Here is a 20,851-nt window from a genome sequence, read left to right on the forward strand (position 1 = left end):
CGCTAACTGATAAAATCTATTAAAGAGACCGGCCAGCTCCGATGCTGCCCACAGATGGTAAAATAATGAAAGCACCTTTTATCCCTTTAAACGCGCCTTACAGTGATACTCAACGTGCCTGGCTGAGCGGCTTTTTTGCCGGTATGCACAGCCATATGCTGCACAGCGCAAACAGCATAAATCCCGCCAACGCCCGCACTCTGCACATCCTTTATGGCAGTCAAACCGGCAATTCCGAATCCTTGGCCAACGATGCCGCAAACAGAGCTAAAGCGCACGGTTTAGTTCCGGTCGTAAAAGGGATGGATGAAGTCGAAGTCGGTCAATTAGCCGGTATGGAATACCTGCTCGTCATCACTAGTACTTACGGCGAGGGCGCCATGCCGGATAATGCTGAAATACTGTGGGAAGCGGCCAGCGGCGACGGTGCGCCGCGCTTGGAAAACGTCAAATATTCGGTTCTGGCCTTAGGCGACACCAGCTACGATTTATTCTGCCAAGCCGGCGTAGATTGGGATAATCGCCTCCGGGAGTTGGGCGCTACCCGCTTTTTCGATCGCGTCGATTGCGACGTCGACTTTGAAGCCCCGGCGGAAAAATGGATCAGCGAAGTGATTCCGTTGATGGCCGAAGGCGCCGCCACCGTTTCGATTATAGACAGCGAAGCGCCAAGCGCCGCCAAATCAGCTTACAACCGCAAAAACCCGTTCCCGGCAAAAATGCTGGTCAACCGTTTGCTGACAGCCGAACACTCGTCAAAGGAAACTCGCCATTACGAAATATCGATCGCTGGCTCCGATTTGAGCTATGAAGCGGGTGATGCCATGTGCGTGATCCCGACAAACTGTCCTGAATTAGTATCGGAAATCCTGAAAGTTCTGGGCTGTAGCGGCAACGAAGAAGTGCCGGTCAACGGTGGGCTGATGGCATTGGCCGAGATTTTACGCACCCAGTTTGAAATTAAACTGCCCAGCAAAGAATTATTGGAGGAAATCGCAAACCGCTCCGGCGATCAGGAACTCAATTCGCTGATAAAGAATGGCGATAAAGATAGGCTCAACGATTATCTATGGGGACGCGATACCTTGGACTTATTGCTGCAATTCCCCGGCATCGAAATGTCGGCTGCCGAATTTCTTAGTTTGCTGAAACCCTTGCAACACCGAGCCTACTCGATTTCGTCCAGCAGTAAAAAACATCCCGATTCGGTGCATTTGTGTGTTGCCAGCGTCCGTTACGATGCGCATGGCCGCCACCATAAGGGCGTATGCTCCACCTATCTGGCCGACTTGGCTACCGACGACAGCGAGGTAAAGATTTTCTTCACGCCGAACAATAACTTCCGTGTTCCTAGCGATGACAGCCTGCCTATGGTCATGGTTGGTCCCGGTACCGGTATCGCTCCGTTCCGCGCGTTCCTGCAAGAGCGCGAAGCCCGAAACGCTAAAGGCAAGAATTGGCTGTTTTTCGGCGACCGCAATGCCGACACCGATTTCATCTACCGCGACGAAATCGAAGCCATGCAAGCCAGCGGCCTATTGACACGTCTGGACCTGGCCTTCTCCCGCGACCAGCCGGAAAAAATCTATGTCCAAGACCGCATGATGGAAAACGGAGCGGAACTCTATGCGTGGCTGGAAGAAGGGGGTTATTTCTTCGTCTGCGGCGACGCTTATCGCATGGCCAAAGACGTCGATCAAGCTTTGTTGGACATCATAAGGATACACGGCAATAAATCCGTGACGGAGGCGACCGAATATGTCAATCAGCTGAAAAAAGATAAACGCTACGTCAGAGACGTTTATTAAGTCGGGGCCTCATTTTCCCGACCGGACGTCGTTTCAGCCAGATTTGAAACAACCACGGCTAGAGCCCGGCATGGGCTTTAAATCTGTCGCGAAGAGTTCCGCAACACGCTGACGATAAACCGGCTCGAAGCCGCTCGGTAGTTTCAGTCCCAGGCGTTGTTCAATATCGGCCAGTATGGGCGCCAGTTTAAGTCCGCGATAACGTTGCACCAACGACGGCAAGGTGTCGTCCAGTTGCGGCAATAGGTCGAGAAAGGCTTGATTGCACAAACCCTCGCTATCGACCAGCGTGCCGTCCAAATCAAAAATGATGCAGATATCCGTCATTTTTCGAGCGGTCTAATCGGCAATAAATGCGCAAAACTCAAGCCTCAGCCGTCGGTACCGTCAGGCGGATTTTTGTCGACTCCAAAACAATGCTCCAAGGCCGGGAAAGCGCCGGTACGGACTTCATGTTCATAGCGGGCAAAGGCATCCCGAATCAATGCACTCAGATCGATATATCGTTTCACGAATCTGGGGGTATAGTCGGAAAATAATCCCAGCGCATCTTCAGTAACCAATACTTGACCATCGCAGGCCGGCGAAGCGCCGATGCCGATCGTGGGAATTCTCACTGCCTCGGTGACATTGCGTGCAGCGGCTTCCGAAGTACCTTCAATCAACAGACTGAATGCGTTGCGCCGCTCAAATGCCGACGCCAGCGCAACCAGTTGTTCAATGTCTTCGGCCGTCCTAGCCTGAAACTTATACCCACCCATCGCATTAACGTGCTGCGGCATCAGGCCGATATGCGGCATTACCGGAATCCCGCGGCTGGTGAGGAAATCAACCGTTTCCAACATTTCATTGCCGCCTTCCAATTTGACGCCTTGCGCGCCGGTTTCGGCCATCACTTTCGCCGCGTTCCGAAAGGCCTGTTGCGGCGACTCCTGGTAACTGGCAAACGGCATATCGATGATGACACATGCGCGAGAGCTACCCTTCACCACCGCCTGCCCGTGACGGATCATCATATCCAATGTCACCGTCAGCGTTGAATCCATACCGTAAGCTACCATACCGGTAGAGTCGCCGACTATTATCAGATCGACAAACTCGTCCATCAGCGCCGCCATGGGGGCGGTATAAGCGGTTAGCGAGACAATACGGCCTTTTCCTTTAAGGCTTGTAATCCGCGGAATAGTGATGCGTTGCGAGTTAGTGTGTGTGCTCATGTAGGCGCCTAAAAGTCATCTTTATCATTCACCGGACCCTCTAACCGCTAGGCCCGGCATATCAATAAAATGGGCAAGAAAGCATACCCTAACCGACGCCGCTCGCCAACCGACTGCATATAACCGTATTGCGTTTCCCGCTTGGACCGCAACAGAACATTCCCGTGTGCGCTTGTACTCGCGGTAGCCTTGGATAATGGTATAGGGTAGGAAATCAGGTCAGCGCTCAGTCAAGCAATCAGCCATATAGGATTCGGAAACTTCATAGCCCGGCCCCGAGCGGAAACGCCGTCTTATCCACCACCCGCCGCAACACGAAGCTGGAATGCACCCCGCTCACGCCGGGAATGCCGGTGATGCGTTTCAACAGCAACTCCTGATAGGCGTCCAAGTCCTTGACCATAACCTTGAGTTGGTAATCGGCGGCCTGGCCGGTGATCAACAGGCATTCCATCACTTCCGGAATCCCGGCAACCGCCGCTTCGAAGGCGCTGAAACGTTCCGGCGTGTGTTGGTCCATAGAAATGTGGATCAAGGCCGTCAGCGTCAGACCCAAGGCTTTGGCATCCAACAGCGCCCGGTAGCCGACGATCAGGCCGCCCTCCTCCAACGCCCGCACCCGCCGCAGGCAAGGCGACGGCGACAGGCCGATGCGGTCGGCCAATTCCTGGTTGCTGATGCGGCCGTCGGTTTGCAGGATGTTCAAGATTTGACTGTCGTAGCGATCCAGTTCCATAAAATGCCCGTTATCCAAACACTAAAACAATTAAATAAACCATTCTCCGTTACTACCGCAATATTATATCAAAATATGGCATTTTTCATGGCATAAACGCAATCGCCTGACGATCGGTTTGGCTTATCTTATCGGCTACCAAATCTTTAGGAACTTAAAGCCGTGTTGACCGACCCTTCCAGCAAATACCGTCCATTCCCGCCGATGGCGCTTGCCGACCGGCAATGGCCCAATCGCACGCTGACCCAAGCCCCGATCTGGATGAGCACCGATTTACGCGACGGCAACCAAGCCTTGTTCGAACCGATGAACGCCGAACGCAAACTGCGCCTGTTCCGCACCTTGTGCGGCATCGGTTTCAAGGAAATCGAAGTGGCGTTTCCGTCGGCCTCGCAGACCGACTTCGATTTCGTGCGCCGCTTGATAGACGAGGCCTTGATACCGGACGACGTGACCATCGAAGTACTTAGCCACGCCCGCGAAACGCTGTTGCGGCGTACAGTAGAAGCCTTGCGCGGCGCGCGCTCGGCCATCGTGCATATCGTCAACGCCACATCCTCACCGTTTCGCGAACTGGTATTGGGCATGAGCCGGGCCGAGGTGTTGGCGATGGCCGTCGATGCGGTGCGATTGGTCAAGCAATTGACTGAAGACCAGCCGGAAACCCAATGGCGCTTGCAATACAGCCTGGAAACCTTCAGCGCCACCGAGCCGGATTTCGCCGTCGAGTTTTGCGATGCGGTCAGCGCCGCCTGGGGCGCGGCGCCCGACAACAAGATCATCCTGAATTTGCCGGCGTCGGTGGAAACGGCGACGCCGAACGTTTACGCCGACCAGATCGAATGGATGCACCGCCAAATCGCCCGCCGCGACAGCGTCGTTCTCAGCGTGCATCCGCACAACGACCGCGGCACCGCGGTAGCCGCCGCCGAACTGGCGTTGATGGCCGGCGCCGAGCGCGTCGAGGGTTGCTTGTTCGGCAACGGCGAGCGCACCGGCAACGTGGATTTGGTGACGCTGGCCTTGAATCTGTACACCCAGGGCGTGGCGCCGGGCCTGGATTTTTCGGACATCAATGCGGTGGTGCGTGATTTCGAGGCTTGCACCGGTCTGGCCGTGCCGCCGCGCCAACCCTATGCCGGCGAGTTGGTGTTCACCGCGTTTTCCGGCTCGCACCAGGACGCCATCAAGAAAGGCTTTGCCGCGCAACAGCCCGGTAAGGCCTGGAACGTGCCGTATCTGCCCTTCGATCCGGCCGACGTCGGCCGCGGTTTCGACGCGGTGATCCGCATCAATAGCCAGTCCGGCAAGGGCGGCATCGCCCACTTACTGGAAAGCCATTATGGCGTCGTGTTGCCGCGCCATCTGCAGATGGAATTTTCGCAAGTGGTGCAAGGCCATGCCGACCGCCACGGCGGCGAAATCGGCGCGGAACAGTTGTGGCAGCTATTTGCCCAAACTTATCTCAACGCGGCAAAGCCGTTGCGTTATCTGGGCCATCAATTGTTCGAGCATGCGCAAGGCCAAGGCATACAGCTGCAAATCGAATGGGACGGCAAACCGCGCGATTTAACCGGCGCGGGTAACGGACCGATAGCCGCGGCCATCCAGGCCTTAGGCTCGCTCGGCGGCGCAGTATCGGTGCGCAGTTACGAGGAACGCTCGGTCGGCAGCGGCAGCGATGCCCAGGCTTGCGCCTTTGTCGAACTGGCGGCTGCAAACGGCCCAACCGCCTATGGCGTCGGCATGGACGGCAACATCGTCAGCGCATCGATCAAGGCGCTGATCAGTGGTTGCAATCGCTTGGCCGACGATATTGGCTTTATGCAACGCCGTGATATTAAAGACGGCGGTTTTAGCGCAAATAGCACGGCGGCTGACGCAGCCGTAAACCCTACGCCATGACACAGGAGACAAAATTGGAGACTTACCGTTGGAATGCCCGGGACTATGCCCGAAACTCGCAGGCCCAACAGCAATGGGCCAAAGAACTGATGGCAGGTTTGCAGTTAACCGGACGCGAAACCGTACTGGATTTAGGCTGCGGCAATGGCAAAGTCACGGCGGAAATCGCCACAATCGTCGACTGCGGCACGGTGGTCGGCATCGACAACTCGGACGCGATGATCGCTTTGGCCAAGCGCCGATATCCGGAAAAGCAGCATCCCAACTTAACCTTCCAGGTCATGGATGCAGGGAAGTTAAGCTTTGCCGAGTGTTTTGACGTGGTTTTCTCCAACGCGGTGCTGCATTGGGTCAAGCAGCACCACCCGGTGCTCGACGGTTTATACCGAAGCCTGAAAAGCGGCGGCAAAATCCTGCTGCTCATGGGCGGCAAAGGCGATGCTACCGGCATGCTGGCAGCAATTGACCGAGTCAAGAATATGGCTCCATAGTCGCGTTATTTTATCGGCTTCGAGTTTCCGTATACCTTTCCAGCGGTCGATGAATACCGGGTGATGCTGGAAGTCACCGGCTTTATCGTCAAACGGCTCGAACTCGTCGCCAAAGATATGACCCACGAGGGTCGGGCGGGTTTGGCAGGCTGGATTCGAACCACTTGGCTGCCTTACACGCAACGGATTCCGGAAAACCTTAGAGAATCGTTTATCGAAGCGGTTTGCTCCAGTTATCTGGGTCAAGTGCCTTTGAGCGCGGATGGCAAAGTCCATGTGGCGATAGTCTTGCTCGAGGTCGAAGCGGAGAAATCAGCAAAGTTTTAGCCCGCGTAGCTCCGATTAGCGATAGCGTAATCGGAGGCATGTTGGCTTCGAAATGTGCGATTACGCAAGCTAATCGCACCTACACTTTGAAGGACGGCTTATTTGCCATTTGTTGTCCCTGCAAATTAAATCTTGTTGACGGCTTGGGGTCGGTTTACTCATGGCCACCCCTATCCTGAAACTAGCACATTCTACGCGACTAGCGTTTTACGTTCTCACGCAGGCCTCCACTGACGGCGCGGCATTCATACTCCCAAAATCGTTTTCCCGGCCAACCACAGTAAGCGGCAAACTGCCACCCAAACTGCAAGGCTTAACAGGCTGTTGATTTTATCTCGCCCGCAAGCGATTGAGTCGTTGAGTCAGGCGTGAGGATGACTCATAGGATATTGTTTTAAATGACAAAACAGTTCTATCTCAAATATATTGCATTGCTCTCATGCGCGCGCCGACATTAATCAAGAAGAACTGTTCAGTTACCGAACCCTGGAAGCGCGGATTCCGAAAAAGCATCCGCTCCGCCAACCGCGCAAAGTAGTCGGCCTGTTGCCGGCCACATTGCGCTCTACGCCCGACGCGGCAACCCACGCATCGCCCAACGATCCCGATGCCCGGCTGTACAAAAAGAGCGAAGGCGACAAAGCTCAGCTGGCATTCCTCGGCCATGCCTTGATGGAGAATCGTAACGGTCTGGTGGTCGACGTCGAAGTCATCCATGCCACCGGCACCGCGAAACGCGAGGCGGCCCACGCCATGCTCAAGCGTACGATCCGCAAACCGGGCGCGACCTTGGGCGCAGACAAGAATGACGATACGCCCGATTTTGTTGCCAAGCTACGCCGGCGCAAGGTTACTCCGCTGTTGCGAGCAAGGATAAAGGCTCGGCCATTGACGGCAGCACAACCCGACACGACGGTCACCGTAAAAGCCTCAAAACCCGCAAGCGCACCGAAGAGGTCTTCGGTTGGGCCAAGACCGTCGGCCCGCTACGCCAGACCGAATTCCGCAGTTTGAAGAAGGTCGCCGCGCAAACGATTTTTACCTTTGCCGCTTATAAGCCGACGCGGATGGGCGCGATTTTCGGTTGGCGCGATAGCACTGCCTAGGCGGTCGTGCGCCTGAAATCCGCCAAAAGGCGGAACTCAACCCCCGTCGGGGCGAATATAACCGGCTAAAACCGGTTTTTGAGGGCTAATCAGGCTTCCAGCGCCACTAAAGCCTCGAAAAAGGGCGTCGAAACCGGAAATATATCGGCAAATTTCAACGGCCTGTCAACGGGATGCCGGGCATATTAGACTTCGACACGGTTAGCCTCCTTGTAAACAGTGTCCGAAGCCTAACAACCGAATTCTAGCCTGACAAGCTTGTCACGGCTGCCGGTAATCACCGCTGTTGCGTTTACATATCGGCGGACTTCACCGACATTTCGCTTTCGCCAAGTGCATTGACCTCAACCGTGATGTGGTCCAGGTGTAGAAAATTGGCGAGCAAGGCTTTGTAATAGTCCGGCGGCATCGGCGTTCGTGTCACCAACACGATGATCGCGGCATGATGCGACGGGCTGACGCGCCAGATATGGATGTCGCTGACCCGGCAATCGCCTTCGTCTTCCAAGGTATGCTGTATCGCTTGAAGATAATGTTCGTCTATGCCTTGGTCCAATAACACCGGACTGGTTTCCCTAATCAGGCCCCAAGCCCAAGACAAAATCACCAACGCGCCGACGAAACCCATCACGGAGTCCAGCCAATTCCAGCCGTAATACTTGCCTGCCAATAAGGCCACGATGGCCAGTATCGAGGTCAAGGCGTCGGCCACCACATGCAAATAGGCCGCCCGTAAATTATGGTCATGGTGGTGATGGTCGTGATGATCGTCATGGTCGTGCGCATGATCGTGATGATGGTGGTCGCTGAGTAATAACGCGCTCAACAGATTGACCAGCAAACCGATTTCCGCGACTAAAATGGCTTCGTCGAACTGTATGGTTTGCGGTGCGATCAGGCGCTCGGCCGACTCGGCCATCATCATGAAAGCCACGACGGCCAGAGCCACCGAACTGGCGAAACCGCCCAAGACGCTGACTTTTGCCGGACTGAATGCAAAAGTCTGGTCTTCTTGGTGAATTCGGCTGTATCGATAAGCGAAGATCGCAATCATGAATGCCAACACATGGGTCGCCATGTGCCAGCCGTCGGCCAGCAGCGCCATCGAATGAAACCGGGTGCCGGCCACGATTTCGACCAGCATGGTAGTAAAGGTCAGCAATAACACCCATTTGGTCCGGCTCTCGCCTTTGCGGTTGATGCGGGCAAAGTCGTGCGAGTGTTGCCAATTGCTTATCTCATCTTCGTACATACAAATCCTGTGATTTCGAGCAAAACCTTTGCGTCGCCCACGATTTTAACCCAAGCTCGGGCAAGGGCAGGCATCAATCTGAAATCCGCCTGCAATTCGCGGCAAACCGCCGTAAAATATCGTTTTTTTTCAGATATCAGCGAGTAACCCGTTTGGAAAACTTCACGCCTATAAGCGCCCTGCTGGGCGGCGCATTGATCGGAACCAGCGCTTTTGTGCTGCTGTGGTTCAACGGCCGCATTGCCGGCATCAGCAGCATCATGAACGGCTTATATACGGCCGAAGGCCCCAACCGCCATTGGCGTATCAGCTTTTTGGCCGGCTTGCTGCTGGGCGCTGCCGCTTGGCACGGGGTCAGCCCTGAAAGCCTGCACTTGAGACAAAACTACCCGTTGGCCCTGATCGTCGGCGGCGGCTTTCTGGTCGGCTTCGGTACCCGCATGGGCAGCGGCTGCACCAGCGGCCACGGCATCTGCGGCATCGCCTTGTTGTCCGTGCGTTCGATCGTCGCCACCCTGACCTTCATGGCCAGCGGTCTGATCACCGTTTTTTTGATTCGCCACATCTTTAGCTAACCATGATGAAACTGATTTTGGCATTAGCCGCCGGCGCATTGTTCGGCCTGGGTTTAGCGGTTTCGCAAATGATCGATCCCGATAAAGTGCTGAGTTTTTTGGATGTCGCCGGCAACTGGGATCCTAGCCTTGCTTTGGTGATGGGCGGCGCGCTGGCAGTCGCGATTCCGTGCTTCCGTTGGACCAGACGGCACGGCAAACCCATCTTGGACAGCCGTTTTCACATCACGGAGAAAACCGTAGTGGACAAAACCTTGCTCATCGGCTCCGCCATTTTCGGGATCGGCTGGGGCATGACCGGTTATTGCCCCGGCCCGGCCTTTGCCGGCATGGCGCTGGGCAACTGGGAAGCCGTTGCGATGGTCGCCAGCATATACGCCGGGTCCTGGGCGGCCGGCCTGCTACAAAAACACCGAATCCATGAGCGCTGAACAGGCTGTTTACAGCGTCTCCCGGTTGAATCGCGAAGTCAAACGCCTGCTGGCCTTGCACTTTTTGACGATACGCGTGGAAGGCGAAATCTCCAATTTCAGCGCGCCGTCCTCCGGACATTGGTATTTCACGTTAAAGGACGCGCAAGCCCAAGTACGCTGCGCGATGTTCCGCGGCCAGCAATCCCGCTTGGGATTTAAACCGAGCAACGGCGACATGGTTATCGTCGACGCCCAAGTCGGCCTGTACGAGCCGCGCGGCGATTATCAATTGCTGGTCGAGCGCATGGAACAGGCCGGCGACGGCGCGTTGAGGCAGGCCTTCGAGCGCTTGAAAACCAAACTGCTGCACGAAGGCTTGTTCGACGAAAGCCGCAAGCAGCCTATTCCGTTGATTCCTCGCCGGATCGGCGTCGTCACCTCGCCCAGCGGCGCCGCGATCCACGACATTCTGACGGTGCTGAACCGGCGCTTCCCGGCGATACCGGTCGTCGTCTATCCGGTGGCCGTGCAAGGCGAATCGGCTAAATTCGAAATCAGCGCCGCACTGGAAACGGCCAATCGCCGCGACGAAGTCGACGTGCTGCTCCTGGCTCGCGGCGGCGGCTCGCTGGAAGACTTATGGGCTTTCAACGAAGAAATCGTGGCGCGCGCGGTGGCGGCCAGCCGTATTCCGGTCATTTCCGGCGTCGGCCACGAAGTGGATTTTACCATCGCCGACTTCGTCGCCGACCTGCGCGCCCCCACCCCGTCGGCGGCGGCCGAACATGCCGTGCCCAGCCGGCACGAATGGCTGGGGGGATTCAAATTCATGGAAAATCAGTTGCTCGAAAAACTGCGGCGTAGCCTGGCCCAACACCGGCAACGCTTGACTTGGCTGGAGAAGTCCCTGCAAATGCAGCATCCGGGCGAAAAGCTGCAACGTAATGCTCAACGTCTGGACGAACTGGAACAACGCCTGAACAAATCGATCAGGCAAACCTTAAAAGTTTACGAACAACACCTAGCTTTGAACGGACAAAAACTCAAACAATTGGAACCGTCCCCGAAAATCCAACGGCACGCTCAGCAAGTTCATCATTTAACGCAAAAACTGGAACGGGCGATTCAGCTGAAACTTGCCACGCTTAAGCAACGCCATATCGGAATCAGCCAAACCTTGCATGCGGTTAGCCCTTTAGCGACACTTGAAAGAGGCTACGCCATCGTCCAACACCGCGATAGCGGTCTAGTAGTCAAATCGGTAAGCGACATCACCGAAAACGAGCTGATCGATACCCGCCTGGCCAAAGGCCGCATCGTTAGCGAGGTCAAGGAAATCATTCATGAATAAGTTTTTGCGACAGCTTTTTTTCGATGCCGATACACCTAACAACGTGAAAGGCAAACCCTGTGGGAGCGACGCTTCGTCGCGGCGAAACGTCGCTCCCACGGCAAAACTAGGTTTGGCCTTGCTATTTTTGCTGCCGGCTCCGGGCCACGCCGACCCTATGCCGCAGCATGCGCCGGTGCCGGGCGGCGTCGCTCAAATCGTCGTCGGCAATATCGCCGAACCGGAACCGACAGCGTATTTCAAGAGTCAACGGGTGTTGGTGACAAAACGCGGCGAAGACTGGCTGGCTTTGGTCGGCATTCCGTTGGATACGAATCCCGGCGTAGCGCAAGAGCTGGTCGCCCAAGGTCCGGCCGGCCAAAAACGGATTGCCTTCGCCATCGGCGATAAACACTACCCCGAGCAGCGACTGACCATCAAGAACAAACGCATGGTCGACGGAATGACGCCGGAAGACTTACGCCGCATCGAAGCCGAAAAACAGGAAATGGCCCGCATCAAAGATACCTGGAGCCAGCGCCCGGCCGACACCGATTTCGTCGCGCCGGTCGACGGCCGCCTGAGCAGCCTGTTCGGCCTGAAGCGTTTTTTCAACGGCCAGCCGCGCAATCCGCACAACGGGCTGGACATCGCCGCCGCAACCGGCACCGATATTCGTGCGCCTGCCGGCGGCGTCGTCATCGGCACAGGCAATTACTTTTTCAACGGAAACACGGTGTTTCTGGACCACGGCCAAGGTCTCATCAGCGCTTATCTGCATATGAGCCAAGTCGCCGTTGAAACGGGACAACCAGTTCGGCAAGGCCAGCGCATAGGCGCGGTCGGTGCCACCGGCCGGGTCACCGGACCGCATCTGCATTGGATCGTCTATCTGAATAAAGAAACCGTGGATCCGGCTTTATTTATCAGCAGGGACATTCCGCGCCTGGCGGCAAAAAATAAAAAATAAACGGACTTTCCGATAACGGCAGTTCATTCTGAAAAGCGCCGACCAGCCTTGAAAAATACCGTTCGCCCGGCGTGCAACGAAGAGCGGACCGGATTTTTCAAACACCCGGCCGGCGATAGTATTGTATATACGCCTCGGATTTGCCGAGCACGAATGGCAACAACGTCTGCCAACCAAGCGATCCGATTAGGTGCACTTGTTGGAACACGGCTGAAATGACGGCTTGTTCGGCAGAGGTTCCCGTCCATAATCGCCATCTAAATAAAACGCATCAATCCGCGTTAACGCACCGGCAGGGTCAAAGTCGGACCGACGTATTCACTTTGACCCGACTGCAAATCAAACAGTTGCGTCAATAACATAAAGGTCGATTTCGACTGTAAATCGTTATCGGCAATATAGAACCAATGGTCGCGATAACGGACCGCCAGAGATGCCGTTTCGGGGAATTCGTTACTGGTACGGACATGGAAAAACCCGCCGGCCGGCGTTTCGGCCCAGTTGAACCGGTTATTATTCCCGGTCTTCGTCACTGTAACCAAACCGGATTCGATGTCTTGCGCCGGAATATCCACTTGCTGAGACAAGTAAAACAAGATGCTCATAATCGAACGCGGCCGTATTTTGAGCTCTTTGGCATCGATATGCAGGAAGTTGTTGTCCAATTTAACTCTGAAATATTGTTCCGTGCCTTCGGGGCTGGCAACGCCGAGTAAGCCGGATAATTCGGAAATTTGTCCGTGATTTTGGTCGGTGATTCTGAACATTACATGCAATCGGTTATTATCATCCGGACCGATTTCCACTTCGCGTGCAAGTTGTAAATGCCGAATCAATTCCATCGCGCGCTTGAATTTTCTGAATTCAGGTTCGGTTACAGGTGTGGGGCCCGAAGCACTAGGGGCATTGAAAAGATCATTGATACGTTCGACGCATAAACCGAACACGCGTTCTATACTCCAGCCGGATTGGGTCATCACCAGCAAGGCGTCGAACGAAATCGACGATAGCACGCTTTTCAGAAAATCCTCTCCGTAGAGCGGTTGAAAGGAAATAGTCGGTTTATCCGAATAGCCCAAGCCTAAGTTGGGTTTGACTATGTTTCCGCCGGGGCTTAGGTCCAGTGACGAATCAATGCCGACACTGCCGCTTAAAGTCAAAGCGGCGGTAACGCTGCCAACCTTCAAGAAAAACGGTTTATCGAGATATCTTAGCCGAACCAAGTTAAGCAGCATCTCCTCGTTCAGCGATTGCGTCATGGCCTGATTATAAGCGGGGTGAGTGCTTTGAAGAGCGCCCGGGCCGAAAGTGGATTGGCAGCCATACAACGAAAAAGTCAAAACGAAAATTACAAATTTCTGATACATGATGCTAGTGTCTTTCAGTTAAATAATTTAATAATCACCGCTCCGATCAGCAAACGCGCCTGTTTCAATGGCCGGCCTCGATTCGGTTCCAGGCCCCGGTAATAACTTTCAGCCAATTCATCCCAAAGGATACGGGCGCTGAGCTTGACCCAAGGGTTGTTTTTGTACAAGGCCGTATCAAACGGCCAATCAAATGCTTCGACCGGCAGTTGTTTTGCGCTGATTGTCCGGATCGTCGGTGCAAGGTTATTCAAGGCTTGCCTTTTTTCATGCGGTATTTCAGCAAAAACACGCTATGCAGCCTTTTTAATCAATGGGTTAATTTTTTTAGGTAGACTCAAGTTATGCCGTTGGAAAATTTCGACATCACTATTCGTATGTCTTAAATAAATTTTCCGTATCGCGTTCCGCCCGATTTTCTCCAGGCCGTCCATAACAACAAAGCGCAAAACATTCCACAGCCGAAGCCGACAACGGCTAAAACCGGCCATCCTAATACAAAAAGGCGATCGATCAATATCGGAATTTGATCCAAACAAAATAGGTTGCCCGGAAATACGTAGAATTTAGCGTCACTTTTGGTCGCGCAACCGGTGAACAATGCCAATTGACACCAAAGCGCGATAAGATGGAATAGGGCCGCATACAATAATAAACCGGTTAAGAGGTGCTTGGTTTTTGTTTTTGAAATGGAAAGAAAACCGATTCCAACAGATGGGGCGATCCATGGCATCAATATGTGCAGATACCACCCCGGAGTGTTACCGTTCCCGTTCAAAGCGACGCTGATCAATATGTGATAAAGAAACCCGGCGCCAAAAGTAAAAAATAATAAAGCCGGCAACCATGCCGAGTCCGTGAACGGCCGTTGTTTGAGCTGGAATGCGTATGCTACGAAACATCCCGCGACGATGCCCAACAAAGGCAAATATAGCAACAAAGGCAATCTGACTAAGGACCAGCTTCCTCCGTAAACGTAAGTAACGACTGTAACGAGTATTCCGCGAATCATGCCATAGGCTGAAAAGTTCCGATCCAAATTGGCGGTCAATCCTCCTTGCTTGGCCAGTTGAATGGAATCGTTGCTGCCAATTAAGGTTCCAAACGTCACAAATTTGTATAAATACCATCCGCCTCCAATCAGAATCGCCGGAAACAAGATCATGATCAGGTTTTCCCGGGACGTCGCTCGCGCCGATGTTGGGTGCCTATCCCGAAACAGCCGCATCAATAAAAATAAAGACACGCTTAGCGTGATCGGAATAAAAAAAGCCTTGCTTAGCAGACCTAGCCCCAATACGACGCCGATTGCCAAAAAATATTTTTTATTGGTTTCATCCGCTAGGATTTTAGACAGTAAAAATGCGGCGGCTCCCACTAAAAAAAGACATAGCGAATCATTTCCGATACGCGTAAATTCGGTAAAAAACATCGGTAATATAAGGGGGTATATCATAAACCCTACAACCGACGGATCGTCCTTGAGCGGCTTATTCGGATTTCTGCCGGCAAACCAGCCAAGCGTCACTCCGGCCAAAGCCAGCACAAATGACGCCAAGCGCAATAAAAAAATGCGCGCCGCAAACGAAAACGGCTCCGTCGCTTTTTCCAGGGGAGCCAATAAAAGGTAATAAAGAGGCGGGTGCTGGGCTTGCCAATTCATGTCTCGCCCGACTTGATACGACGACGAGCCGGCCGATTCACGGTACTCGGAAAGGTAACGTTTTACCGAATGCGCCTGGCTAAAGAAACTCGAATACGTCGTGCCTTCATCGAATGGCGGGGTCAGTGAACCATACGGCATCGGACCTTTATAGTCCGTCACTTCACGGTCAAGAAAGCTAAGCCCGTAAATCGGGATTGAGCCCGTGCCCGCTATTTCCCGAATGCTTGAGTAATGCGCATTTTCATCAAAACCTTCAAATGGCGGCTGGATCGCCAAATAGCCGAGCCCGATAAAAAAGAGGCTCAGTAAATACAGAGCCAACAACATTCTCTCGGAAAACATTTTCAACGAATACTTCACTTGCTGCCGGTGGTTATATGCGTGAATTCGCGGCGGCGGCGTTAACCGGCTTACCTTACGGGTTTCGCCAACACCATTAAAAAGCTTGGAAATTTTGACTATCTCTTACGATAAATGCGTCATTTTATGGGCGCGATAGCCCGATATGACATGAATTTATTTATCTTCGTGGACCACCGTCAGGATGGTCTTCGGCAACCGTTGCGAATCAAACCGGGTGATTTTAACGGCTGCCGCTCGATATATCCATAGACGTCTTAGAACGCATCTGAATCGGTGGGTAATTGGCGCGCTAGAAACGCCAAAGGATGCATGAGTTTCTCCACATCGGTGCCCAGGAACAGCGCACAACCGAAGTTGCTGCTGACGACTTGATCCGCCGCCGCTTGTCTGATCACCTGACGCTTCGACTCGCGTAATTGGCCCGCATTGTCCGGATGGGTCAACATATAGCTGCCGCCGGCACCGCAGCAAATCTGGTTATCGGCTAACGGGGCGACGGAAAGACCGGGGATTTTTTCCAGCAACGCGTAAACCGCGGATTGATTTTTCAGCACGTTGCGCTGGGAACAAGGCTCGTGGACTGCCACCCGGCGATCGGAAGGCAACAGTTTTAGCTGTTCCGGCCAGCGATTCAGCACGAATTCGTTGATATCCTGCAAACGCCGCCGAAAATTGTCGGCCGCCTGCTCGTCATCGCTTTGATATTCGCTCAGCATCGCGCCGCAGCCGCTGGCCGCATACAACACGGCATCCACCTCCAGCGCATTGAATAGCGCCAAATTATGTTCGGTCAACGCGGCGGCCGACCGGCCGTTATGCTGGTGAATCGCGCCGCAGCAGCCTTGCGCGGGCGGCACCGAAACGTCGTAGCCGATGGCATTCAACAAGCGAATTCCGGCCGTCAAGGTGTCGCGGTCGAAGGGGTCGGCAATGCAACCGGTAAATAAGGCCACGGCGCCGCGCCGCGCCGAGTCGGCCGGATAATAGTCGTGCATGGGTCTCAAGGCCGGTTTCTGCAATAACGCATCCGCTTCGGCCAAACCCAGCTTGCGCAGCAAGTCGCTGCTACGCAAGGCCTTTTGCAAGCCGGATAGCCGATAGAGCTCGACCAAGGGCAGCAAGCGAGTCAGCCAGGGTTTGCGCTCGATCAGCCAAAAGGCGAGTTTCGCCGTTGCCGGAAAGCGTCTGGGGGAAGCCGCTTGCGCCTGATCGAACAGCTCGGCGTAAGCCATGCGGCTGGGACAAATCGCTTCGCAGGCGCGGCATTGCAGGCAGTTGTCCAGATGCATGCGTTCGTCGGCGCCGATGGTTTCGCCCTTCAACAGTTTGTCTAGGCTGCGGATGCGCCGGCGCGGGGTTTCTTCGTCGATCCGGAACAAGCGAAAGGTCGGGCAAGTGCTGACGCACATGCCGCAACGCATGCATTCGCCGGCGTCCGGAATGTATGGTCCGCCGGTTGCGTCCATACCGCCGGACACATTGAAATCCATATCCATGAAATCGAACACCTCAACCCTCCATCAATGCCACATAGGCCCGGCGCAGCAGCTCCATTTCCGCCGGCGGCCGGCCGCGCAACTCGGGCAGGGTGCGCAATTTGCAATCGAGCTTTTGCATCAGATGATGCGGCGGGTCGAGCAGCATGAACCTCGCCATGTGGACGGTGATGACGCCGCCCGGCGCGTCGACCTGCTCGCAGAAGCCGGGCTCGGCTTGCAAAAACTGTCTATCCAATTTCAGCAAGTCGCTGATTCGGTTAACCAGAGTAGACGGATGCATGGCGAGAGCGATATCGCCGTATTCTTCCTGCTCCAATGCGGTGGACAAGGGCGGCAAGGGACCGGGAAAACAAACGCTGCCGTTGTTCTGTTGAGCGAACAAGACCAATGCGCTGATATCGCCCTTGTACAACAGCAATAGGCGGTGTTTTTCGAAGGTTTCGGGCACGGCTCAGTTCAACTCATCCGACGGCTGCGAGCCGTAGCGATCCCACAAGTCCTTGTAACTGGTATCCATGCGGGACAAACGGGAAGTGACATGCTCCAGATGCGAGTAGCTCGGAAAACGCTCGCTGTTTCCGCCGGCGTACCATGCATCCATCTCCTGGTTGAGTTTGCTCCTTTCCTGCGCACAGCCGGCGATCTGGTGTTTCAACCAATTCATGCTGGTCGCCGGCGTCAGCTCGGCGATACGGTAGCGCAAACTCCGGTTGAAAATTCTGACGCCGCCGCCTTCGGCCGCGGTGTGAAACAACGCGTCGTTGTCGACCACTTCCACGCCGGCCAGGTAATCGATGCCGAATTCATGCAATTGCGGTAACCAGGGCGTCGTCGGCCCCATCAACACGGTTTTGGCATTTGACGACAGTTCGGCCAAACGCGGAAAGGTCTTATTCGGAATGGAACTGGCCGTCAGAAACACCCAGTCCGCATTCGGCAGCAAAAATTCGCAGGCCGAGTCGGGCAAATCGTCGGCACTAGGCTGTTTTTCCAATACGCTGATTTGCATTTGGTCTTGATAGCGTTCGATCCCGGGATAATGGCCTATCACGACGACTTTCCTGCCTTTGAGCCGCGGTAAAAAATGCTCGAATACCGCCAAATTAGCGTGTTCGCCGTCGTGTTCGACCACGACGGATTCCGGCAACGGCCTGCTGTTGATGCAACTGTTGATCGCCGACATCGCGACCGACGAATGAAACGGGTCCCAATCAACGATCCAGGCCGCCACGTCGGTAATCGGTTTGCCGGTTAAAGACCCGGACCAGCTCAAGGTCCGGGTGGAAAAACCGGGACTCATGGCCAGGCCGGTGCTGGATTTACCTTTGGTCTGACACAAAGTCCACACCAAGCCGATCATCAAGTTATCGACTACGGCGTTACACGTGCAGTGATCCATCAAGAGTTCATACACGTATTTGGGATTAGCCATACTGTCTCCTATTGCGGCACGTCGAGCAATTTGGCTTCGGTTTTGATGTTGTCCTGTTTACCCCATGCGTTAATTGCCTCGACAAAAAAATGTTTCTTGCTTGGATGGGGCTTGACCACATCGTATTCGGCGTAGAAACTGCCGTCACCGTGGAACTTGATTTGTCCGATCCGCTGCTTGCCGGCGTCATACCAATAGCCGACCAAATCTTCGCTTTGGGTGAAGGGATCGACGACCAAACTGAATTCGGCGGAGTCGAAATCGGGTATTTTGATGTCCGTTTCCAGCGGAAAACCCAGTTTGGCGATGTTTTCGCCGATTCGTTGACAGATCGCGTTACCGAACTCGCGCTTATTCGCAATGTGTTCCGCGACGGTGCTGCTCATGCGGCCTCCAGGTCGTTGTCCAATGCTTCGGAAAGCTTCATGATAACAGAAGCGCCGGAGCGGTCTTCCGGATCCAGCAGGGCTATACCCGCCAAGATGTCCTTGGCCTCGGCCATTTGCTCCAGACGCAGATTGATGAAAGCCAGGGCTTTCAGGCTATACAGATAGAACAAGGCCTCTTCGCCGGCGTACATGTCCCGGTCCTTTCGCTGTTGCACCAAAAGGCGGTAATCGCTGGGAAAACCGCCCTGCCGCGCCGCTTCCGCCAGCGCCGCCAGCACCTCGCGCTCGGCCTCCCGCAGACGGCCTTGGTAAAAATAAAATTTGTACAAGGCGAAATAGGTTTGCAGGCAAGCCGGATCCGTTTCCTGGGCTTGTTTGAACAATTTTTCCGCCATGGGCTTTTCGCTATGGCTGGCGGCAACGGCCATCTGCAGCAGCCGATTCACTTCCGGCGGCAAATTGGGGCTGAACAGCACCCGTTCCTCGAATAGTCCAACCACTTTCATGTTTTACCAAACCTCGGCCGGCACTATCAACGATTCGACCGGCGTACCGCCCAACAAATGTTGTTCGATAATGGTTTTGACGTGTTCTTTTTTGACGGGTCCGTACATGACGCCTTCCGGGTAAACCAGCACGCTCGGCCCCATCATGCAGGGTCCCATACAGCCGGTATTGGTCAAGCCGATTTTTTCGAATAGATTACGGGCCTGAATTTCGTTCATGAACTCGTTCATCACATCCGCACTGCCACTGGCGCCGCATGAGCCGCGCGGATGGCCTTGCGGACGGTTTTGAGTGCAGACGAATACGTGTTTTTCAGGGCGTGGCATGGTCAGTATCCTTAAAGTTAATTAATCAAGTTCGAAAAAAGCTAAAGCTTTTTCACTCCTGAACCGCAATCCGGGAGTGCCGTCGCTTCAGCCATTGCCTGAGCCGCTTACGCCGCCAACTTATGTTGGTGGGTAAAACAATCCTTGGGGCAAACCTTGGAGCAAGCCTGGCAACCGATGCAGTCGGCCGGATTTTTCAGACTCATGACCATGCTGTTATCGTCTTCATCGTCGAAATCGTCGTCGAATCCCGCGTCGGCAAACGCCTCGTCTTTTTCGATCAAATCGAATACGTCGCGCGGACACACTTTGAAACAACGTCCGCAGCCTATGCAATTATGTTGATTCAGATCGCTGACATAAGACGGCGTCCACTCGGTGCCGCCAAAGGTTACGCCGGTTACAAATTCACTCATGGCCGTTCCTCAAGCTGTTTCTGCAGTAGCGGCCTGCAGTTGTTTGGTCGCATCGTCCCATGCTTTGCAGGCTTCGTAGGTTTTTTGCGCGGTGGCCATCAATTCGCCGTAGGCGTCGGGCAACCGGTCTTCGATCAAGTCGTGCAGTTCCATCGCCGCCTCGCCGGCCAAGCGCTTGGTCTTTTTCACTTCTTTTTCCAGTTTTTTGATTTCTTCATCGGACATAGGACGACTCCTTAAGCTTCTGCCACTTCTCGAAACTGTTCGATCAAAGCCACGGCTTTATCGATGACTTTTTCGGTTTTTTCCGCCAAATCTTCCAAACTGGGGAAGCCGAAACGGTGCACGTCGCGCAAGGTTTTGTCGACGACGATCAATTTGCCGACCAAGACGAACGCGCGGCCGAAACCTTCGTGGGTCAAATTGATGACGGGCACGGCCATCAAGCCGGATTTTTTCTCGATCAACGATGCGATCGAGTTGTAATAGGCCTTGACGCGCGCCATCGTGATTTCGTCGGGATCGCCGACAATGGGGATCTCGCGTTTGCGCTCTTTGGTCATGATGATAGGATCGATGATTTTTTCTTCCGGCCAACCTTCGTAGGTGTCGTAGGTATCCAATGCTCTCAATTGTTTGAGCATTTCGACGACGATGTCGGACGTCATATAGGGATCGCTGGCTTCGATAGCTAGTGCAGGTTGTGACATGGTAAGTCTCCTCGGGGTTTTAATGTCTTTGTTTACACACTGGTAG

Annotated in this window: 25 protein-coding genes; 9 read left to right on the forward strand and 16 right to left on the reverse strand. The window is 54.3% G+C overall.

What is annotated here, in order from left to right; all coding sequences use genetic code 11:
- Nucleotides 1-65 precede the first annotated feature (65 nt).
- Nucleotides 66-1,808, forward strand: coding sequence for a sulfite reductase subunit alpha (locus ACW73I_RS04230; RefSeq protein ID WP_458027984.1), 1,743 nt, complete (start codon nt 66-68; stop codon nt 1,806-1,808).
- A 33-nt stretch (nt 1,809-1,841) separates the two neighbouring features.
- Here ACW73I_RS04230 and ACW73I_RS04235 read toward each other — a convergent pair whose 3' ends face one another.
- The 3 genes from ACW73I_RS04235 to ACW73I_RS04245 all read right to left on the reverse strand — a co-directional run bounded on the left by ACW73I_RS04235 (nt 1,842) and on the right by ACW73I_RS04245 (nt 3,761).
- Nucleotides 1,842-2,135: an HAD hydrolase-like protein gene (locus tag ACW73I_RS04235; protein ID WP_458027985.1), complete on the reverse strand. Its 294-nt coding sequence runs from the start codon at nt 2,133-2,135 to the stop codon at nt 1,842-1,844.
- A gap of 44 nt (nt 2,136-2,179) precedes the next feature.
- The gene (gene panB / locus ACW73I_RS04240; protein ID WP_458027986.1) at nt 2,180-3,025 is read right to left on the reverse strand and encodes a 3-methyl-2-oxobutanoate hydroxymethyltransferase; all 846 of its coding nucleotides are present in this window, start codon (nt 3,023-3,025) and stop codon (nt 2,180-2,182) included.
- A gap of 262 nt (nt 3,026-3,287) precedes the next feature.
- On the reverse strand, nt 3,288-3,761 hold the full coding sequence (locus ACW73I_RS04245) for an Lrp/AsnC family transcriptional regulator (protein ID WP_458027987.1): 474 nt from the start codon (nt 3,759-3,761) through the stop codon (nt 3,288-3,290).
- A 162-nt stretch (nt 3,762-3,923) separates the two neighbouring features.
- Between ACW73I_RS04245 and leuA the strand changes: the two genes are divergently transcribed.
- The 4 genes from leuA (at nt 3,924) to ACW73I_RS04265 (ending at nt 7,498) form a co-directional block, all read left to right on the forward strand.
- Nucleotides 3,924-5,666 (forward strand): 2-isopropylmalate synthase, encoded by a 1,743-nt coding sequence (gene leuA, locus ACW73I_RS04250; protein ID WP_458027988.1) that lies wholly within the window; start codon nt 3,924-3,926, stop codon nt 5,664-5,666.
- Between the two features lie 14 nt (nt 5,667-5,680).
- On the forward strand, nt 5,681-6,157 hold the full coding sequence (locus ACW73I_RS04255) for a class I SAM-dependent methyltransferase (RefSeq protein ID WP_458027989.1): 477 nt from the start codon (nt 5,681-5,683) through the stop codon (nt 6,155-6,157).
- A gap of 63 nt (nt 6,158-6,220) precedes the next feature.
- On the forward strand, nt 6,221-6,484 hold the full coding sequence (locus ACW73I_RS04260; RefSeq protein WP_458027990.1) for a hypothetical protein: 264 nt from the start codon (nt 6,221-6,223) through the stop codon (nt 6,482-6,484).
- A 426-nt stretch (nt 6,485-6,910) separates the two neighbouring features.
- On the forward strand, nt 6,911-7,498 hold the full coding sequence (locus ACW73I_RS04265; RefSeq protein WP_458027991.1) for a hypothetical protein: 588 nt from the start codon (nt 6,911-6,913) through the stop codon (nt 7,496-7,498).
- 384 nt (nt 7,499-7,882) lie between these two features.
- Here the strand turns inward: ACW73I_RS04265 and dmeF are convergent, their stop codons facing one another.
- On the reverse strand, nt 7,883-8,842 hold the full coding sequence (gene dmeF / locus ACW73I_RS04270; RefSeq protein ID WP_458027992.1) for a CDF family Co(II)/Ni(II) efflux transporter DmeF: 960 nt from the start codon (nt 8,840-8,842) through the stop codon (nt 7,883-7,885).
- Between the two features lie 152 nt (nt 8,843-8,994).
- On the opposite strand from dmeF, the gene ACW73I_RS04275 reads away from it, so the two are divergent.
- From ACW73I_RS04275 to ACW73I_RS04290, 4 genes are read left to right on the forward strand one after another with little or no spacing between them, the layout of a single operon-like run.
- Nucleotides 8,995-9,417, forward strand: coding sequence for a YeeE/YedE family protein (locus ACW73I_RS04275; protein ID WP_458027993.1), 423 nt, complete (start codon nt 8,995-8,997; stop codon nt 9,415-9,417).
- Between the two features lie 2 nt (nt 9,418-9,419).
- A complete protein-coding gene (locus ACW73I_RS04280) occupies nt 9,420-9,848 on the forward strand; it encodes a DUF6691 family protein (protein WP_458027994.1) in 429 nt (142 codons plus the stop codon).
- Entirely contained in the window at nt 9,838-11,181 is a 1,344-nt protein-coding gene (gene xseA / locus ACW73I_RS04285) for an exodeoxyribonuclease VII large subunit (protein ID WP_458027995.1), read from the forward strand. Before ACW73I_RS04280 ends, xseA begins: the two co-directional genes overlap by 11 nt.
- Nucleotides 11,174-12,130, forward strand: coding sequence for a peptidoglycan DD-metalloendopeptidase family protein (locus ACW73I_RS04290; protein WP_458027996.1), 957 nt, complete (start codon nt 11,174-11,176; stop codon nt 12,128-12,130). The genes xseA and ACW73I_RS04290 overlap by 8 nt, the downstream gene beginning before the upstream one ends.
- A gap of 281 nt (nt 12,131-12,411) precedes the next feature.
- On the opposite strand, the gene ACW73I_RS04295 is transcribed toward ACW73I_RS04290, so the two are convergent.
- The 12 genes from ACW73I_RS04295 to ACW73I_RS04350 all read right to left on the reverse strand — a co-directional run bounded on the left by ACW73I_RS04295 (nt 12,412) and on the right by ACW73I_RS04350 (nt 20,805).
- A complete protein-coding gene (locus tag ACW73I_RS04295; RefSeq protein WP_458027997.1) occupies nt 12,412-13,497 on the reverse strand; it encodes a hypothetical protein in 1,086 nt (361 codons plus the stop codon).
- Nucleotides 13,498-13,511: 14 nt separating this feature from the next.
- A complete protein-coding gene (locus tag ACW73I_RS04300) occupies nt 13,512-13,751 on the reverse strand; it encodes a hypothetical protein (RefSeq protein WP_458027998.1) in 240 nt (79 codons plus the stop codon).
- A gap of 128 nt (nt 13,752-13,879) precedes the next feature.
- Nucleotides 13,880-15,490 carry a DUF2142 domain-containing protein gene (locus ACW73I_RS04305; protein ID WP_458027999.1) on the reverse strand — a complete coding sequence of 537 codons (1,611 nt, stop codon included), beginning with the start codon at nt 15,488-15,490 and terminating at the stop codon, nt 13,880-13,882.
- A gap of 290 nt (nt 15,491-15,780) precedes the next feature.
- Nucleotides 15,781-17,034 carry a (Fe-S)-binding protein gene (locus ACW73I_RS04310; protein WP_458028000.1) on the reverse strand — a complete coding sequence of 418 codons (1,254 nt, stop codon included), beginning with the start codon at nt 17,032-17,034 and terminating at the stop codon, nt 15,781-15,783.
- 1 nt (nt 17,035) lies between these two features.
- Entirely contained in the window at nt 17,036-17,473 is a 438-nt protein-coding gene (locus tag ACW73I_RS04315) for a hypothetical protein (protein WP_458028001.1), read from the reverse strand.
- A 3-nt stretch (nt 17,474-17,476) separates the two neighbouring features.
- A complete protein-coding gene (locus ACW73I_RS04320; protein ID WP_458028002.1) occupies nt 17,477-18,457 on the reverse strand; it encodes a Rossmann-like domain-containing protein in 981 nt (326 codons plus the stop codon).
- 8 nt (nt 18,458-18,465) lie between these two features.
- Nucleotides 18,466-18,843 (reverse strand): hypothetical protein, encoded by a 378-nt coding sequence (locus ACW73I_RS04325; protein WP_458028003.1) that lies wholly within the window; start codon nt 18,841-18,843, stop codon nt 18,466-18,468.
- Nucleotides 18,840-19,352, reverse strand: a complete 513-nt coding sequence (locus tag ACW73I_RS04330) for a hypothetical protein (RefSeq protein ID WP_458028004.1) — start codon at nt 19,350-19,352, stop codon at nt 18,840-18,842. The genes ACW73I_RS04325 and ACW73I_RS04330 overlap by 4 nt, the downstream gene beginning before the upstream one ends.
- Nucleotides 19,353-19,355: 3 nt before the next feature.
- Nucleotides 19,356-19,679 carry a (2Fe-2S) ferredoxin domain-containing protein gene (locus ACW73I_RS04335; RefSeq protein ID WP_458028005.1) on the reverse strand — a complete coding sequence of 108 codons (324 nt, stop codon included), beginning with the start codon at nt 19,677-19,679 and terminating at the stop codon, nt 19,356-19,358.
- A 107-nt stretch (nt 19,680-19,786) separates the two neighbouring features.
- Entirely contained in the window at nt 19,787-20,095 is a 309-nt protein-coding gene (fdxB, locus tag ACW73I_RS04340; RefSeq protein WP_458028006.1) for a ferredoxin III, nif-specific, read from the reverse strand.
- Between the two features lie 9 nt (nt 20,096-20,104).
- A complete protein-coding gene (locus ACW73I_RS04345; RefSeq protein WP_458028008.1) occupies nt 20,105-20,320 on the reverse strand; it encodes a CCE_0567 family metalloprotein in 216 nt (71 codons plus the stop codon).
- An 11-nt stretch (nt 20,321-20,331) separates the two neighbouring features.
- Complete coding sequence (locus ACW73I_RS04350; RefSeq protein WP_458028009.1) at nt 20,332-20,805, reverse strand: NifX-associated nitrogen fixation protein; 474 nt, start codon at nt 20,803-20,805, stop codon at nt 20,332-20,334.
- Nucleotides 20,806-20,851: the final 46 nt, after the last annotated feature.

This window comes from Methylomonas sp. MgM2 (assembly GCF_054172045.1).